Origin of the sequence: Methanococcoides sp. LMO-2 (assembly GCF_038432375.1) — an archaeon.
GTDB classification, from domain to species: domain Archaea; phylum Halobacteriota; class Methanosarcinia; order Methanosarcinales; family Methanosarcinaceae; genus Methanococcoides; species Methanococcoides cohabitans.
The window spans coordinates 44,978-62,417 of the sequence record NZ_JBCAUS010000003.1; the positions used below are offsets into that span (position 1 = coordinate 44,978).

General features: G+C 42.0%; 11 protein-coding genes, 1 tRNA gene and 2 pseudogenes. 7 read left to right on the plus strand and 7 right to left on the minus strand.

The window, feature by feature from the left end; translation table 11 throughout:
• Positions 1-40 precede the first annotated feature (40 nt).
• The 3 genes and pseudogenes from WOA13_RS05385 (at position 41) to WOA13_RS05395 (ending at position 3,756) form a co-directional block, all read left to right on the plus strand.
• A complete protein-coding gene (locus tag WOA13_RS05385; protein WP_342126934.1) occupies positions 41-688 on the plus strand; it encodes a cobalamin B12-binding domain-containing protein in 648 nt (215 codons plus the stop codon).
• A 44-nt stretch (positions 689-732) separates the two neighbouring features.
• Positions 733-2,097 (plus strand): annotated as a pseudogene (gene mtbB / locus WOA13_RS05390) ([dimethylamine--corrinoid protein] Co-methyltransferase).
• A gap of 291 nt (positions 2,098-2,388) precedes the next feature.
• Positions 2,389-3,756: a monomethylamine:corrinoid methyltransferase gene (locus WOA13_RS05395; protein WP_342126935.1), complete on the plus strand. Its 1,368-nt coding sequence runs from the start codon at positions 2,389-2,391 to the stop codon at positions 3,754-3,756.
• A gap of 554 nt (positions 3,757-4,310) precedes the next feature.
• Here the strand turns inward: WOA13_RS05395 and WOA13_RS05400 are convergent.
• Both WOA13_RS05400 and mttB read right to left on the minus strand, forming a co-directional pair.
• On the minus strand, positions 4,311-4,598 hold the full coding sequence (locus WOA13_RS05400) for a response regulator (protein WP_342126936.1): 288 nt from the start codon (positions 4,596-4,598) through the stop codon (positions 4,311-4,313).
• A 333-nt stretch (positions 4,599-4,931) separates the two neighbouring features.
• A pseudogene (gene mttB, locus WOA13_RS05405) lies at positions 4,932-6,392 on the minus strand ([trimethylamine--corrinoid protein] Co-methyltransferase).
• Between the two features lie 223 nt (positions 6,393-6,615).
• On the opposite strand from mttB, the gene WOA13_RS05410 reads away from it, so the two are divergent.
• The 3 genes from WOA13_RS05410 (at position 6,616) to WOA13_RS05420 (ending at position 10,473) form a co-directional block, all read left to right on the plus strand.
• Positions 6,616-7,713 (plus strand): DMT family transporter, encoded by a 1,098-nt coding sequence (locus tag WOA13_RS05410; RefSeq protein ID WP_342126937.1) that lies wholly within the window; start codon positions 6,616-6,618, stop codon positions 7,711-7,713.
• Complete coding sequence (locus WOA13_RS05415) at positions 7,713-8,000, plus strand: hypothetical protein (RefSeq protein WP_342126938.1); 288 nt, start codon at positions 7,713-7,715, stop codon at positions 7,998-8,000. The genes WOA13_RS05410 and WOA13_RS05415 overlap by 1 nt, the downstream gene beginning before the upstream one ends.
• Positions 8,001-8,358: 358 nt before the next feature.
• Complete coding sequence (locus WOA13_RS05420; RefSeq protein WP_342126939.1) at positions 8,359-10,473, plus strand: S-layer protein domain-containing protein; 2,115 nt, start codon at positions 8,359-8,361, stop codon at positions 10,471-10,473.
• 424 nt (positions 10,474-10,897) lie between these two features.
• On the opposite strand, the gene WOA13_RS05425 is transcribed toward WOA13_RS05420, so the two are convergent.
• The 5 genes from WOA13_RS05425 to WOA13_RS05445 form a co-directional block, all read right to left on the minus strand.
• Positions 10,898-10,969: transfer RNA gene (locus WOA13_RS05425), tRNA-Thr, on the minus strand.
• A 53-nt stretch (positions 10,970-11,022) separates the two neighbouring features.
• Positions 11,023-12,018, minus strand: coding sequence for a class I SAM-dependent methyltransferase (locus WOA13_RS05430; protein WP_342126940.1), 996 nt, complete (start codon positions 12,016-12,018; stop codon positions 11,023-11,025).
• Positions 12,019-12,090: 72 nt separating this feature from the next.
• Positions 12,091-12,702, minus strand: coding sequence for a LysE family transporter (locus WOA13_RS05435; RefSeq protein ID WP_342126941.1), 612 nt, complete (start codon positions 12,700-12,702; stop codon positions 12,091-12,093).
• Between the two features lie 137 nt (positions 12,703-12,839).
• The gene (locus WOA13_RS05440; RefSeq protein ID WP_048194848.1) at positions 12,840-13,853 is read right to left on the minus strand and encodes a transcription initiation factor IIB; all 1,014 of its coding nucleotides are present in this window, start codon (positions 13,851-13,853) and stop codon (positions 12,840-12,842) included.
• 94 nt (positions 13,854-13,947) lie between these two features.
• A complete protein-coding gene (locus tag WOA13_RS05445) occupies positions 13,948-14,208 on the minus strand; it encodes an H/ACA ribonucleoprotein complex subunit GAR1 (protein ID WP_048205602.1) in 261 nt (86 codons plus the stop codon).
• A gap of 557 nt (positions 14,209-14,765) precedes the next feature.
• Here WOA13_RS05445 and ppdK point away from each other — a divergent pair.
• Positions 14,766-17,420: a pyruvate, phosphate dikinase gene (ppdK, locus tag WOA13_RS05450; protein ID WP_342126942.1), complete on the plus strand. Its 2,655-nt coding sequence runs from the start codon at positions 14,766-14,768 to the stop codon at positions 17,418-17,420.
• The last annotated feature ends 20 nt before the right edge of the window (positions 17,421-17,440 follow it).

Here is a 17,440-nt window from a genome sequence, read left to right on the forward strand (position 1 = left end):
ATACTGAAAATTTGATCGAACAAAAGAAAGGTGACAAGATATGAATGAAAATGAAATATATGAACAGCTGAAAAATGCAGTATTGAACATTGACGAAGAGTCTTCTAAAGCTGCGGTAGAGGCAGGCTTACATGAAGGACTGGACCCAATGAGCATGATTGAGAATGGGTTTGCTAAAGGAATGGTTATAGTGGGAGATGAATTCGAAGCTGGTAGGCGTTTTCTTCCGCAGTTGATGATGTCTGCGGCTTTGATGACTGAATCGATAGAACAACTTAAAGAGAGCATTGAAGGCGAAGTGACACAAGAAACTCAGGGGACAATTGTAATAGGGACCGTGGAAGGAGATGTGCATGACATCGGCAAGAACATTGTAAAGATATTCCTGGGCGGAAATGGCTTTAAGCTGTATGATTTAGGGCGAGACGTACTGCTACATAAGTTCATAGAGAAAGCAGAAGAGGTGAACGCAGATATTATTTCAACTTCTGCCCTGATGACATCTACCATGCAGAGTCAGGCTACACTGGAAGAAATGTTGAAAGAAAAAGGACTGAAAGGTAAGATCAAGACAATGATAGGCGGGGCCCCTATAACAGAACGTTGGATGAAAAAAATAGGTGCAGATGGCTGTGCAGAAAATGCTAGTGAGGCGGTAAAAGTAGCCCGTCAGTTAATGGAACAATAAATCAAAATGAAGAGAGGTGTTTAATAATGGTTATTTACACAAGAATGGGTGACGGTACACGCATCGATATTACAAAGGAAGCACTTATAAATGATATTGAGGATGGCTCTAATTTTGCAGCCGAAAAAGGCCAAGTTCCGGGACTTACTGACGATGAAAAAGAGCGACTTCTGGATATGTTTCTTGCCCCCGAGCGAATTGCAAGCATAAAGCCCGAAGATCAAGTTGTAACCAGTGCAGATGCTGGGCCGGCCTCTATATACGGTAACTACGGAGAATTCGGAGGAGTAGGAATTCCAACGGATATGACCACTTCGAATCTGGTACTAGAAAGAGTAAATGGTCATGATGTTGTTCTTCTTCCTTTTGTAGCCAGTTTCAAGGATACAAAACCTTCGACCACCCAGTTTAAGCAAATTGTGGAAGACATACTTACAAGAACGATCAGTCCGCTCTTGCTTATATCTGCTCCTACTCTTGGTGCTTACTTCAAGCCAGAGGGACCCTTTGGGAACGCAACTGCCCTCATCTCCGATGGTAAGATTGAGGAGGGACTGAGTGAATATGTAGCAGCTATGCCATCTCTTATAGACGACCTCCTCTGGGCATCTCAAGCAGTGCTTGATCCATTGGGTGGTGATTGCATTAACATGGATACAACAGCAGCTTCAGGAGATGGTGAATTCGTTGCTGCACTTAAAGCAACCGAAGAAATCAAAAAGACGACTAAAGTATCTGTTTTGATGGGTATGGCGAATGAGTATGTTATGGGTGTACACGGTGGACTTCAATATGATGGGAAAACCGTGGCAGGCATGTATCCTCATGAGCAGGTGAAAGTTGCTGGAACCGCGGGTGTAGATGTTTTTGGAAGTGTTGTAAATACAAACATCAAAAAATCCACTCCATGGAATCTAGCAAAAACAGTTGCTCTTACAAAACAGTGTGTTAAGGATGCAGATATTCCAGTCCATGCAAACTTGGGTATGGGTGTCGGTGGAATACCAATGGTTGAAATTGCACCAATAGATGCGGTTACAAGATCGGCGAAAGCACTTGTAGAGATAGCAGGCGTCGACGGAATATAGGTAGGAATTGCTGACCCTCTATCAATGATTGGTGCAATTGGCTTGTCAACAGGTATGAATGGATCCAGAACTGCTGGTGACCTCGTAATGAGGTTGCAACTGAAAGGAATGAAGCTCAAAGATGCAAAGGAATATGTCGCCAAGAAACTCGGTACGGATGTGTTCACTCTTTCTGACGAGTATGCAATGAAGGAAATCAGGGAAGAACTTGGCTTGGGAACTATTAATGCTGTTCCAGGTCAGCCAAAGGGACTCAAAGCAAAAGCAAATATTGCAGAAGTTCTTGATATTGAGATTCCCTGCGTAGATATCCTTAGATAAATCAGAAAATATAGTTCTGTTGAAGGAGATTTTCCCTCTTCAACAGACTTTTTTTACTTAAATGTATCATTTTGCCTCCTAAATGATGGATTATTTCAAAAGAATAAGGAATTCATATCTTTATTCAGGGAGGTTGCCTACTATGTGCTTGCCAGGAAAAGTACCAACAATTATTATAAGCAAATTGCTGCTGCTATCGGAAATCAAAATGTAATACAGAATCATGCGATGAAGATAAATTCAATCTAGAGTTACAAAGAAGTTTGATTTATATAGTAATGAGGATTTATAATGAATAATATGTATCTCAGAAAGCAGCAAGCACTCGATAAAAGGCAAAAACGGACTAGAGGTGAACATGAGACTCTAATATATGAAACCTCTTTGGAATTGGTTGATGCATATGACATCTTTTATGACGAGGGGGAATTAATTTCCTCTAATTTTCATATGGCAGACCGAATTTATAATGCCGCAATTGAGCTCTTAGAGCATGTAGGAGTTCTTTTTGATGATGAAGATAGAGTGCTTGAGTTGAATAGAAACGAGATTATAAGTGCCATTCGAAATAAAAAACGTTCATTCAAAATTGGTGAAGGAATAGATGCAACAACTCTACATTTCAGAGATGTCCTTGATAATCAAATGCCACTAATAATGGGTGGACCAAATAGTAGTCCTATATCCTTTGAGATGTTTGTTCCAATTCATCGTTCGTATGCAAAAATAGGCATGCTTGATTCAATTGCTCCGGGTATCATTCATGAATTTCCGAATTCAATGTTGATAAAGCCCTTTTACGAACTTTACTCTGTGCATGAAGCGGCAAGTAATCTGAAGCAAGCATGTAATCTGGAGGGTAGATCTGGTTTATGTTGTGTAAGTCCTCCTTTTGTTGAAGATATCAGAGCTTCAATATCCATTGCCAATTCTAATTCTATGGGTACGGGAGATTTCCAGGAATTCTATCCAAGGCCTGATTTGACCGCAACTAATGACGAAATTGTAAGGGCAGTTCATTATAAGATGGTGGGGTTAAATTATCTATGTACGCATTCGGTGATCATGGGAGGGATGACCAGTGCTAGTGCAGGGCAGTTTGCAATCGAATTGGTTGCAGAAGCTATAAAATCAAATGTTCTTTACTCGGGAATTTTTTTCAAAAATCCAACTAATGTTCAATTACCGACCTCTACAACTCTGAATACTTTATGGGCATCTTTTATGTCTTCAATCGCACTTTCCAGAAATATTCATATTCCCTACGGGAACGTTATCCGCAATTCAGCAGGTCCCTGCACAAAAATGTCATTTTATGAGACCGCCGTTCAAACAATAGGAAGCGTCGTTTGTGGAGATGATATAGTTGCAGGCCCTATTTTGAATAATGGTAGTATGGTAGACCATGCAGCAGGTCTGGAGTCGCAGTTTATGGCAGAGATTGCCGAATTGGCAACGACATTATCGCTAGAGGACGCAAACCTTCTTTGCCTACAACTATTCAGCAAATACAAGAATAAAATCAAAAAGGTCGATACTGGCAAGACTTTTAGCGAGTGTTACGACATTACGACACTTGAGCCTTCGGCGGAATATCGCACAAAATATGATGAGGTAATAAAGGAAATATATGGAATTCTGACCGATGGAATCGTATGAATTTTATTATTTAATTAGGCTTTTTTTATTGCAGAGAAGTAAAAAAGGCAAATAAACCATTCACCCGGAACAAACATATCAAAAAAAAGTGAATAATTGGAATATTTTGTCACGACTTTTAAAAAAATACCGCGTAAAGAACATTCGAACTTTAAATTAATTCCACAACATGTTTATTAGAGGATGTGATTGTGTGAAAAATTTGTTGTGTATGATTGGTTTACATAAATGGGGGAAAGCTGGAGGACATTCTAACTTCTCGTCAAATGTCAGGGAAGCTTATTTTGAATGCAAGCGATGTAAGAAACAAAAAAAGAAGATTATCCCAAAATGAAGTTACTTTATATCACCACAATATCCTTCGGGAAATATACCGTCAAAGTTCCTTTCCCGAGTATCTTCATTTATGCGGACATCTTATCATGAATCTATCATTTTTTGCATATGCGAGTTTTGTTGCATTTACTTCCCCCCATATTATCCTCAGAACAACAGAATATAGAATGAATAGCAACTTCAAGATCTTCATGCATAATAGGTTTTTTCAGACAAGCCTAGCCTACTAGATCTACCCTTTTGCGAACTACTTTTGAAAAGTCTGCAGTAACGAAAATTACAGGAATACCATACCCCTCACGGATTACCATAGCAATTTCAAGGCCATTAATAGTATCCTTTAGATTAATATTCATAATTACAAGATCAGGAGGAGTGGATTCTACTAGAGAAATGACCTCCTCAACATTTGGAGCCATACTCAGTACAGAGTAACCTTTTAACTTAAGCATCAATTTGAGTATCGTACTATCAATCAAATCATCTACAATAACAACTTTCTTCATAGATTTCATGATAACAACCAAAACCGTTAAAAAACTGTTCGAATAGCCATTTCCCAATAACTCCTACATTCATTCCAGACTTTTTTATTAATCAGTGGGAAATCTCCCCCCATTTCGTTTTCAGAAAAGGTGGTGAAATGGGGATTGTAAAACAATCTGCGAAATGAGGGGGAGTTAGGGAGTTGTCAGAAAATGGTAGATACATTCATAACGAACGCATCTTCATTCATGCCATTATTCAACCAATGCCCTGCACTTTACGACTGCAGCTTTTGCTTTTGCGTTAATTTCATCCTGTGTAACCATTTTTAAAACTCCTGAATTTCAATAATTTTACATCAATGATCTGGCAGCTTCATCAGCCTTGCCTACTACAGCTTTCATATCTTTCAGAATGTCAGCATCAATAGGTAATACTTCGTAATTTTTGAGTATATCAAGAACCTTTTCATGTGCAGCAGTTACAATTTCTTTAGAACCTGCAGCTTCCCAGTCCCCAGCCATCTGTCTGTTAAATAGGGCAGGGTGTGAAGGCAGTTCAACATTTTTGATTGTACTCTTGTGAGCAAGGAAGTGTCCACCTACCCCAATTTTATTGATAACATCAACAGCGAGGGTTTCTTCTGTAACTGGAATTCCATTCATCGATTTTTTTACCAGTCCTATTATTTCATTATCGATTAGAAGCTGTTCAAAGGAAAATGACATTCCTAATTCTAGCATACCTGAACCGTATATGACACTGGAACCCGAATATGCAGATAACATTGCGGTTAATGTTTTTTCATGGCCTGCCTGTTCGTCAGGGACCTTGGAATCTGCCTAAGAGCCTGCAACTACACTTGGAATTCCATAGTATTGTGCCAATTTTGCAACACCTGCACTAATCAGTCCAAGCTCAGGTGAACCTACGGGTGCAGCCCCTCCCTTTACGTCAAATACTGTGGTAGAACTTCCATATGTTGTAGGATGGCCTGGTTTAAGCAATTGGGTAAGCACGATTCCTGAAAGCACTTCTGCATTGTGTGTAACCAATGTACCTGCAAGGAACACAGGTGATGATGCAGCACCCATAGCCATACTCAGGACCACCATTGGGATATCGTATTTGACTGCCTGAATGCATGTTTCGCATATTGCATAATCTAGCTCAAGAGGACTTGACGGGCAGCTACCAGCTGTTATCAATGACTTCTTTCTAGCTTCTTCTTCATCCCCCCCATAGAATGCTTTATTTAATCCGAAATAGAATTCCACATTATTTGGTTCAGCTTCCATCATCAGGTGTTTGGAAACATTTGTCACTATGGAATATACTTCATGCACGTTTCTTGCAATCGGTTGATCTGCAAGATCCATGGCAGAAACGGCGTTACACATGTAGCCCAGATTTTCCGCCCAGTCACAAACTTTTGCAATGTTCTCGAGATCATTTATGGTACTATCGCGGGTTGTAAATTTTCCGGGTGCATCATATTCGCACATTTTTACGCCAGTACCAAAATTAATCCAGTTAACTTCTGAACCATCACTTTTCAATCCAATTGTGTTCTTTTTATCTCTTCCATGGATGTCATAAGAGGATGGTGAACTTTTGATGGCTCGATCCACGAGTTCTTCAGGGATTTTTACGATTCCTGTTTCATGATTAACTTCGCAACCGTTATCTTCAAAGATTTTTCTTGCGCTTTCGTGTGAAACTCGAATTCCAGAACCCGAAAACACTTTTAGTGTAGCTTGATGTATTGCATCCAAATCATCTTTTGTTAACACTTCGAAATTAACATTTTGCATTTATCCACTTCCTTCCAATTTATGATGATGTGATTCTTCTGATTTTCAATCCACATCTCCAATGTATCGAAAGCATAACTCATATATAAAATTTTCTATTTAATAGATATGTTTATATACTAGAATATAAGAAATATTTATATACTGCCACTTACAATGGTTTGTTGATCTATATGATTCAGTAAGAGAGAAATTATAACAATGGATCAAAAGAGGCGTCTATATGAGAAAAGACCTTGAATCGATAATTAGAAATGAAAACAAAAACCGCGTAAAATGGGGCTTTGTAATTGGTCTCATCTGTTCAGTTGTATGGGGTGCCGGATATGTGGCACTGGATCTTATGTGGCGTGTTACACCATTTGCAGAATGGGCTGTATTTCCCGAAGGTCCGGCAGGATTTATTATAGCCACGTTATGCATAGGTTCTGCATTGGCTTTTAGTGCATTGATTATTCTAACTGTATTTTGGCTCGGTGGCACTGGTAAAATTGCTGACCTCCCGAGAACCGTTCTTAATTTTAAGCTTTCTAAATGGTATCTTATCTGTGCGTCATTTGGAGGGCCTGTTGCAATTTATGGAAGTGTTTTAGCAGTAGGTTATGTTGGGGCAGCTTTTGCAGCTTCAATTGCACTTCTTTGTAGTGTGGTTGCAACCATTACTGCGAAAATTTGGTACGGCGAAAATATTTCCCAAAAAACATGGTTGGGACTTGCTTTTATCCTTGTAGGTGGCATATTTATTGTAAACCCGATACAAATGCTGGCGGAAATTGCAAACCCTGCATCTCCTGATGGGGTTTGGCTTGGTTATCTTGGAGGAATGATGGCTGCTGTTGGTTTTGGGCTTGAAGCTGCAGTTGCTGGTCGTATTTTGGATGTGACAGATGCAGATTCTGGTTTACTAACCCGTATAACGGCCGAAGTTTTGCTGTGGTTTGTTATTATTGTACCATTTTTCATGATTATTTTTGGACCTGGTGTTATTGTTACAGCCATGCATGCAGCTTTTACAAGCATACCATTCATGGTATTTGTTGTATTAGGCACACTTACGCTAAATCTTGCATATATTTTCATGTATAAGAGCTATCCACTGATTGGTGTGGGTCGTGGTGTGAGTATTTCCACACTTTATGCAGCCTGGTCAATATTTTTCCTTGTGATATTTTTGGGGATCCCTATAGGGTGGTGGATTCTGACAGGTGCTGCCATGGCAATCGTTGGTACTTTTGTAATGTACTGGGAAAGCGGCGATTCTTTGTTAGAATGTACGCGTGATTGCAATGTTGCACTGGATGAAGTTAAAGGGGGCAAATAATGATACGGTTGCCAATGAAATCAAGGCTTATTCAACTTCTTTATGAAAAGGGTGAAGCATGGGACTATGAATTGACTAACTCTTTGCTTATAGAATATAACAAGTCTGGTGACTACTGGAAATGGATGGCTCGTTTCTGGATGACTGAACTTGCTGCAGGTGGCATCCTTAATATTGTTGATGTGGAGGCAGACGATGGAAGTCATTTTGCAAACGATAAGGTGTTGTACAGATACAACCTGACTGACTTTGGAAAGTCACGTGTTGAAGAAGTATTGGGGGCTTAAACATGTTTCTCGAAGGATTATGGGCATTTGAAGGTGCAGGTTACCTCTATTTGATCCTGGTACTGTTCCTGGACATAGTAGCCCTGTATATAGGTCGGACGTTTGTAAAAAAAATTTGATTCATCTATGATGATACTGAAAATTTGATCGAACAAAAGAAAAGTGACAAGATATGAATGAAAATGAAATTTTTGTTGAAATCTATGAAATCAAACTCATAGAAGATTTTGACCTATATTTTAGCTAAATCTTGCTTTGTAATGTCAAAAAACTCTACAAAAATATTGCATCAGCTCTTATAAGTATATATATTTTTGTTCACTCGAGCTGACAGCTTATAAAAATAAAAGGTGTATAAATGAATATAATAAATACAAAACGAAGTAAGAAAAACATATCATTCTGGATAAGTACTCTACTGATATTCGCACTCTTGCTTCCAACTATCGGCCATGCAGGAGCAGTTGATCTTAGGGGTGAGATTTTTGAAGCAGGTGCTGATGAACTTTCATGGGATGCCACTAACTGGAATTTCATGTTTGCAGACCCTAATGATTATACCTCCTGGACTGAGAGACTCTACTATGAGGATTCCGAAGATGGATCTAACGGTCCACTTGGTGTTGGAAACCATACTATCGATGCAGGAGAACTTATCTACTCCGCAAAACCATACGATGTATTATTCGGACTTACCTTGAATGAAGGGATTGTAGTCGGAGAGACTGGCATGTATTCTGGCTTCCCGTTCCAGCAGGGATATTATGTTGCAGTCAATTCAGATGCAACCACAATTGCACCTGTATTATTCGAATACTATTGGCCTGAGGATGTTACCACTCTTGCAGTCGGAGAAACATTTGACCTTGGAGCAGGTTACAGCATCGTGTGCAACCAGATCGATGTGGAAGGTAACAAAGTATGGCTTTCCCTTTTCAAAGATGGTGACGAGCTCGAGTCGGAGATCATTGATACAAGAACTGAAAACGGAAGTCTTTTTGTTGCAAGGGACGACTTCGGTGGTCAGGAGGATGCAATCTACTTCACAACCTATGTTGATGCACTTTTCCAGGGTACTTCTGATAGCTTTGTAAAATTGCAATACACATGGCTGATCGACAAGGATGACGTAAGGACCATAACAACCGAAGAGACTTTCGGGGTATTTGAATGTACAAAGGCAGAAGCAGATGAGATCGTTTTCGAGAATTCAAATGCAATTTCATTGAAAATGGATGGTGTCACATACCTGACAGATGATATGTACCTGTATACATCCGTTGATAATGGTTATGCTGGTCCAACTGGTGGATTCAACATATTCCCTGCAATTACAATGAGTTCACCTGGTTTTTATGAAATGAGGGGTGAGATTTTTGAAGCAGGTGCTGATGAACTTTCATGGGATGCCACTAACTGGAATTTCATGTTTGCAGACCCTAATGATTATACCTCCTGGACTGAGAGACTCTACTATGAGGATTCCGAAGATGGATCTAACGGTCCACTTGGTGTTGGAAACCATACTATCGATGCAGGAGAACTTATCTACTCCGCAAAACCATACGATGTATTATTCGGACTTACCTTGAATGAAGGGATTGTAGTCGGAGAGACTGGCATGTATTCTGGCTTCCCGTTCCAGCAGGGATATTATGTTGCAGTCAATTCAGATGCAACCACAATTGCACCTGTATTATTCGAATACTATTGGCCTGAGGATGTTACCACTCTTGCAGTCGGAGAAACATTTGACCTTGGAGCAGGTTACAGCATCGTGTGCAACCAGATCGATGTGGAAGGTAACAAAGTATGGCTTTCCCTTTTCAAAGATGGTGACGAGCTCGAGTCGGAGATCATTGATACAAGAACTGATAACGGAAGTCTCTTTGTTGCAAGGGACGACTTCGGTGGTCAGGAGAATGCAATCTACTTCACAACCTATGTTGATGCACTTTTCCAGGGTACATCTGACAGCTTTGTAAAATTGCAATACACATGGCTGATCGACAAGGATGACGTAAGGACCATAACAACCGAAGAGACTTTTGGAGTATTTGAATGTACAAAGGCAGAAGCAGATGAGATCGTTTTCGAGAATTCAAATGCAATTTCATTGAAAATGGATGGTGCCACATACCTGACAGATGATATGTACCTGTATACATCCGTTGATAATGGTTATGCTGGTCCAACTGGTGGATTCAACATATATCCTGCTTTGGGAGTGTCAATTGAAACTGAGGACACAGAGTTTATCGAAGAGGAAGTGACCACTTACGAAGAACTGGATAATAGCACCGCGTCTATGAACGAAACATCAGAAGACGTGATTGAAATAGATGAATCTGATTCTCATGAAGATTCCAATTCCAGTACCATGGCCTCAACCACTGAAGATGCCCCTGGCTTTGGAATTGTATTGAGCATACTTGGTCTTTGCATGGCAATTGGATATTCAAGAAGACGATAAGTTTGCTGGTGTTTATTGATCTGTGAATTGTATTGCAAAGTAAATTCAATAATATGGACTTGGGCTAAATTCTCCAGGTCCTTTTTTTTTTTATTTTCAAAATAAGGAGGTCGATAATTCTCTGTGACTGAAATTTACTATAAAATATGGATCTAAATTTTTTCCTCCTTTATTTTTTTTTTGGAGGGGTTTGGAGAAATGTTCTCTAGCCCATACAAAATATCTTCACCTCCATAACAATAAAAAAAAACAGGGCTTATGAATGATATTTTGGATATAGAGATAATTACCGAGAAGTTTAGGGAGTTACCATCCCACAACTTATCCAAATAAATTCGATAGAGCTAGGCCCTTACCAATACGAATAGTTAAAGTAATTTCGGGAGTTGCCTTTTCCCACTTTACCTATATCCCCGTACTTCATAGCCGTCGGGGGGATTCGAACCCCCGGCCTGCTGATTACGAATCAGCCGCTATACCACTAAGCCACGACGGCACATTGAACTTACACCTAATAAGGATTTTAGAATTTAATCGTTTCGCCCAGATTCATTTTATCCGGACCTCGATACAGACATTATACTGATGCGGTGCATACGAGCGAACCGTCCTGCATTCCACCACTTCAATTGTACGATTAGCCCTCTTTGCTGCTGCTTCTATCAGACCTATAGAACTCTCATACAGGTCATCTTCATGGGTCATTCCATAGTAGTGAATGATACCCTTCGGAGCTGTCACATAGATAGCAGCGTCAAGGAATGCATCGGCACTGTGGGGGAGATTCATGATAACATGATCTGCAATGCCCTCGAAGTTGCGGGCAATCTCGTTCGCATCCCCTTCGATTAACTCGATGTTCTCGATAGAATTGAGCTTCACATTTTCTTTCAGGAAATGGATAGCATCGGGATTCTTGTCCATGGCAATGACCCTTTTACATTTCCTGGCAATAGGGATACTGTACGGACCCACGCCTGCGAACATGTCAAGGACAACATCATCTTCCCCTACCTGTGAAACAATTCTCTGTCTCTCTGTGGAAAGGCGTGGTGTGAAATATGCACGTTCGAGGTCCACTTTGTATTTAAAACCATGATCCTTGTGAACCGTTTCCGTCCTCTCTTCCCCTGCAAGCACCTTGAATCTGCGGGTTCGGAACTCACCCTCTACTGCTGACACTGCACCAAGCACGGTCTGCACATTCTTGTGCACCTTCAGGAGTGCATATGCGATCTTTTCTGCTTCGACCTCGTCGGCTTCTATCAGTGCAATATCACCTACGATCTCGTAGCCAGGAGTGAAACCAAGGATGTCCTCGAGCTTGAGGATCTTTTCATGAGATTCAAAATCATGATCCACCTGCCTTGCTTCTTCAGGAAGCTCATCGAGCTCATCTGGTGTCAACTCCCTTTCAAGAGGAAGATAAAGCTCATCGCCTTCACTGAATATCTTCAGGGACTTGTCAAGGATATCAAGTTCCATAAGGAACTTTCTGGCAGGTTCACCTTTCTTTTTAGGAATAGCAATACAGGGCTGCTTCAAACTCATCTCTCCTGAAATAGCGCATATCGACATATCGGCGTATTGATATGTCAGCATATCGGCCTGCCCGGATCATCCGATCGCAAACCATCCGCCGAATAATATCAGGAATAGTCCGCATGATACAAGAATATGCCTGTAGGTCTTCGGGGAGAACATTCCCCTGCCACGGCTGAAGGATAGCGATACGGCAGTGAACCAGCCAAGATCTGCAAGCCAGTGTCCGACTATGAAGAATGCCACTGCGACCATTCCAAGTTTCATGCTCTCAAGTACAAGGGCACTTCCGGCTGCCAGCCACCAGAGCCAGAAATATGGATTTGAAGCAGAGGTAACTATGCCTGCGATCAGTGAATTGGAGATTACTTTGTCCTGTCCGTGAAGTTCTTCGGCTGAAGCTTTTGCCCCTCGTATCGTCATGATCCCGAAAATGATCAGGACTATACCGCCGGCTACCGAGATGAAGGACATCTCGCGTTCGCCCACAAGTGTGTTCATACCTAAAAGTATCAGCACAAGCACGGCGGTTTCGATGATAGCATGGCCCAGGAACACTTCGGGTCCTGCTGTCCAGCCTTTCTTCAGTGTGCCGTCAATGGTCACGAATAACATGGGGCCAGGTACAAGAGCACCGGTGAGGCCTACTATGAAACCAATGAACAACATCTCGAACAGTTCTAACATGGTCACTAGAAAATTACGTTACTATATAATGTGATCGATTATGTCGATCAGAAAAATAAGAATTTAAAAATTTATGGAACGCAAAGACAGGATTTGCCTTTGCAGTTCTTGTTTGTATTGTTGTTCTTGATACCAGATCAGAGAATGATCTCTATGTCCAGTTCTTCAGCGAGCTCTTTGTACCTGTTACGGATGGTGACCTCGGTCACACCTGCAACATCAGCGACCTCACGCTGTGTCCTGCGCTCACCGCAGAGAATGGATGCAATATAGATCGCAGCTGCTGCCACACCGGTTGGTCCACGGCCACTTGTGAGTTCCTTTTCAGATGCCTGACGGAGGATCTCAACACCTCTGGACTGTACCTCTCCCTTGAGGTTCAGGCCTGAGCAGAACCTTGGGACGTAGTCAATTGGGGATGTTGGCATAAGCTTGAGTGCAAGCTCACGGGAAATGAAACGGTATGTTCTTCCGATCTCTTTCCTGCTTACCCTTGAAACTTCTCCGATCTCATCCAGGGTCCTTGGAACACTGCACTGGCGACATGCTGCATAAAGTGCTGCTGCTGCCACACCTTCAATACTCCTTCCACGGATGAGGTTCTTGTCAACTGCTTTCCTGTAGACCACTGCAGCGGTCTCACGTACGGTACGTGGAAGACCTAATGCAGATGCCATACGGTCAAGTTCTGATAAAGCGAATGCAAGGTTCCTTTCAGTAGCATTGCTTACGCGTATACGACGCTGCCACTTTCTCAACCTGTATAACTGGGCACGATTCTTGGAGGAGATTGACTTACCATAGGAATCACGGTTCCTCCAGTCGATCATGGTAGACAGACCTTTGTCGTGTATGGTGTATGTCATTGGTGCACCAACACGAGAACGTTTCATACGCTGGTCATGGTCAAAAGCACGCCATTCCGGACCTTCATCAACGAATTCAGCATCTACTACAAGACCACAATCTGCACATACCAGTTCGGCACGCTCATAGTCCTGTTCAAGATTACGGCTTCCACACTCCGGACACTCAATAACCTTGTTCTCGACTTCAGCGGTCTTTTCCTTCTCTTTACGTGCCTTGATCATTGCACGTATTTTCTCTCTCTCTGAAGTATCAGAATATCTTACTCTTTCAACTTCCACCATATTATCATTGCCTCGATTTTACCAAAATTGCTAACTGTCGATCCATTTAATATAAATGCAACCTATATATGTTATATAAATAAAATAAATGGACTTATTTGACGTATACCTTCTCATTGAGGTATTTCTTCAGTTCAGGACCAGAAACGTCTCCAAAGACCTTAATAGTAATATAAGGAGACTTTACAGGACCGATCACACCATTCACCTTTCCAATTCGCTTGACGGATTTGTCAACAACCACCGAGTTTATACGAGGAAGATCCCTCAAAGATGTATCTGGTTTAATGTTGTCCCCTCTAACAAGCAAACCCTGTTGTGCTACTACCTGCACTACCGTCCCAAGCCTTTTCATACGTCTCTTGCCATCAATATATAAATCAAATTGGTGATATATATACCATAGCATACCTTGTATATAAAGTTATCGCAATCTCTTTAATAATCCAAATAATACCATTACAAAAAGATAATCATACAGATAACTAAAAATGCAACCAACTGACACATATTCACATGATCCGAATGGATCGTGTCAGGATAAGGCATGACAAAGCCTCACATGGACATTAATAGTTTTCTGACAATTATCCTTACCAATAAATGCCGCAAATTTTAGAAGTAAACTTATTATAATTGACAAAGTTCGAATATATTATATAAAAACTTCGGCACATTTTATGAAAAAATAACCGGATTTTGGGACATTACAACAAATCTATAAAAAACAACGATAACACTTAATACCAATCACACAATAAACGGCAATATCGTCTGGATATGTCCAATAACAAACTATCCGGAAGACAACGGATATTGTAGCTGATTACAGCCAGATATCGACATCATTAAATACATAATAACGCTAGCCTAACCCATAATCAAAATATCTTCCCGTGGGAGGAGAACTTAGTGGCAGATAATAAATTTGTGTATCTTTTCGGAAACAACGAAACTGAAGGCAAAAACAGTATGAAAGACCTGCTTGGGGGTAAAGGAGCCAACCTCGCAGAAATGTCAAATCTGGGAATACCGGTTCCGGTCGGATTTACGATCACGACCGAGGTCTGTACTCTTTATCTTAAGGATGACAAATATCCTTCAGGTCTTGAAGAGCAGATCGATAACGCTATAAAGGAACTGGAAAACACCACGGGAAAGTTATTTGGAGATCTTAACAACCCATTACTTGTTTCCGTACGTTCAGGTGCCCGCGTGTCCATGCCAGGTATGATGGACACAGTGCTTAACCTGGGACTTAACGATAACTCAGTAGTAGGCCTCGCCAAAAAGACCGGCAACGACAGGTTTGCTTACGACAGCTACAGAAGATTCCTCACAATGTTCGCAGATGTTGTGCTTGGTATCGAACATGAGAAGTTCGAATCCACACTTACTGCTAAAAAGAAGGAAAAAGGCGTCAAACAGGATACTGACCTTGACGTAGATGACCTGAAGGACCTTGTTGAGAAATTCAAAGGCATCATCAAGGAAGAGACCGGAAAGGACTTCCCGCAGGAAGCAAGGGAACAGCTCCAGATGGCCATCGATGCAGTATTCGGCTCATGGAACAACCAGCGCGCTATCACATACAGACGACTGAATGGCATTCCCGGCAAATGGGGAACTGCTGTGAACGTACAGAGCATGGTCTATGGTAACATGGGAGAATCCTCCGGAACAGGAGTAGCATTTACAAGAGACCCTGCAACAGGTGAGAAGAGATTCTTCGGAGAATACCTCATCAATGCACAGGGCGAAGATGTAGTTGCAGGAATCAGGACACCTCAGCCAATTGAGACCCTGAAGAACAACATGCCTGAAGTCTACGACCAGCTCGTGGACATCTACATGAAACTGGAGGACCACTTCAGGGACATGCAGGACATCGAGTTCACCATCGAAAAAGGCAAGCTTTTCATGCTGCAGACAAGAACCGGTAAGAGAACTGCTGCTGCAGCCATCAAGATTGCTACTGACATGGTAGCAGAAGGACTGATCGATAAGGAAACAGCTCTTACAAGAGTTGAACCTGCACAGGTCGACAGACTCCTCCATCCAAACATCGATCCGAACGCAACACCGGACGTAATTGCAAGCGGTCTCCCTGCATCCCCGGGAGCTGCTGTCGGTGAAGTAGTATTCACAGCAGAACATGCTGAAGAGAAAGCAAAGAACGGCGAGAAGACAATCCTTGTACGTGCTGAGACCTCACCAGAGGACATCGGCGGTATGAATGCTTCAGAAGGTATCCTCACAGTACGTGGAGGAATGACCTCACATGCAGCTGTCGTTGCAAGAGGCATGGGCAAGCCATGTGTTGCAGGCTGCGGTGAAATTGTAATTGATATTAAAGAGAAGATCTTCACAATAGGAAACCACACCATCAATGAAGGTGATATGATCTCCATTGACGGTTCCACAGGAGATGTTATTCTCGGAGAGGTTGAGCTTACACTCCCCGGTGTTACCGGTGAACTTGAGCAGATACTCTCATGGGCCGACGAGGTAAGAACCATGAAGGTCAGGACCAATGCAGACACACCTCACGACGCCCAGGTCGCACGTGACTTCGGTGCAGAAGGAATTGGACTCTGCAGAACAGAGCACATGTTCTTTGGAGAGGACAGGATCCCTGCAGTCCGTGAGATGATCATGGCAGAAGAAGTCGATGTCAGGAAAGCAGCTCTCGAAAAACTCCTCCCAATGCAGAGAGAGGACTTTATCGGAATCTTCAGAGCAATGGAAGGTTACCCTGTGACCATCAGGTTGCTTGATCCACCACTCCACGAATTCCTGCCAAACCATGAGGAAGCAGTTGAAAGGCTTACTGAACTTAACTCCAACGACGCTCCACAGACCGAGATCGACAGGGTGAAGAAGGTCATAGAACGTATCGAGTTCCTCAAGGAAATGAACCCTATGCTTGGTCACAGAGGATGCCGTCTGGGAATCACATACCCAGAGATCTACGAGATGCAGGCACAGGCTATTATTGAAGCTGCATGCGTACTAACAAAGGAAGGCATGACCATCGTACCAGAGATCATGATCCCATTGATCAGCACAATTGATGAGCTTGAATTCGTCAAGAAGCATGTGATAAAAGCTGTGGAAACTGCCATGGAAAAGGAAGGTATCAAACTTGACTACATGGTCGGAACAATGATCGAACTCCCAAGAGCAGCACTCACAGCAGACCAGATCGCAAAGGAAGCTGAGTTCTTCTCCTTCGGTACTAACGACCTGACCCAGACAACCTTCGGTTTCAGCAGGGACGATGCAGGTAAGTTCTTACCATTCTACTTAGAAAGTGGCATACTCGAGGACGATCCATTTGCAGTGCTTGACCAGGAAGGTGTGGGCCAGCTTGTAAAGATCGGTATCGAGAAAGGACGTGCCACACGACCTGACATCAAGATAGGTATCTGCGGTGAGCATGGTGGAGAGCCAAAATCAGTTAAGTTTGGACACAACGTCGGACTCAACTATGTCAGCTGTTCACCATTCCGTGTGCCAATTGCAAGACTTGCAGCAGCACACGCTGTTATAGAGAACAAGCAGTAAACATATTATTCAACATCAAT

Bases quoted from the DNA above. Each gene is read 5' to 3' on its own strand.
- WOA13_RS05385 (WP_342126934.1), top strand. From the start codon at position 41: ATGAATGAAAATGAAATATATGAACAGCTGAAAAATGCAGTATTGAAC.
- WOA13_RS05395 (WP_342126935.1), top strand. From the start codon at position 2,389: ATGAATAATATGTATCTCAGAAAGCAGCAAGCACTCGATAAAAGGCAA.
- WOA13_RS05400 (WP_342126936.1), bottom strand. From the start codon at position 4,598: ATGAAGAAAGTTGTTATTGTAGATGATTTGATTGATAGTACGATACTC.
- WOA13_RS05410 (WP_342126937.1), top strand. From the start codon at position 6,616: ATGAGAAAAGACCTTGAATCGATAATTAGAAATGAAAACAAAAACCGC.
- WOA13_RS05415 (WP_342126938.1), top strand. From the start codon at position 7,713: ATGATACGGTTGCCAATGAAATCAAGGCTTATTCAACTTCTTTATGAA.
- WOA13_RS05420 (WP_342126939.1), top strand. From the start codon at position 8,359: ATGAATATAATAAATACAAAACGAAGTAAGAAAAACATATCATTCTGG.
- WOA13_RS05435 (WP_342126941.1), bottom strand. From the start codon at position 12,702: ATGTTAGAACTGTTCGAGATGTTGTTCATTGGTTTCATAGTAGGCCTC.
- WOA13_RS05440 (WP_048194848.1), bottom strand. From the start codon at position 13,853: ATGGTGGAAGTTGAAAGAGTAAGATATTCTGATACTTCAGAGAGAGAG.
- WOA13_RS05445 (WP_048205602.1), bottom strand. From the start codon at position 14,208: ATGAAAAGGCTTGGGACGGTAGTGCAGGTAGTAGCACAACAGGGTTTG.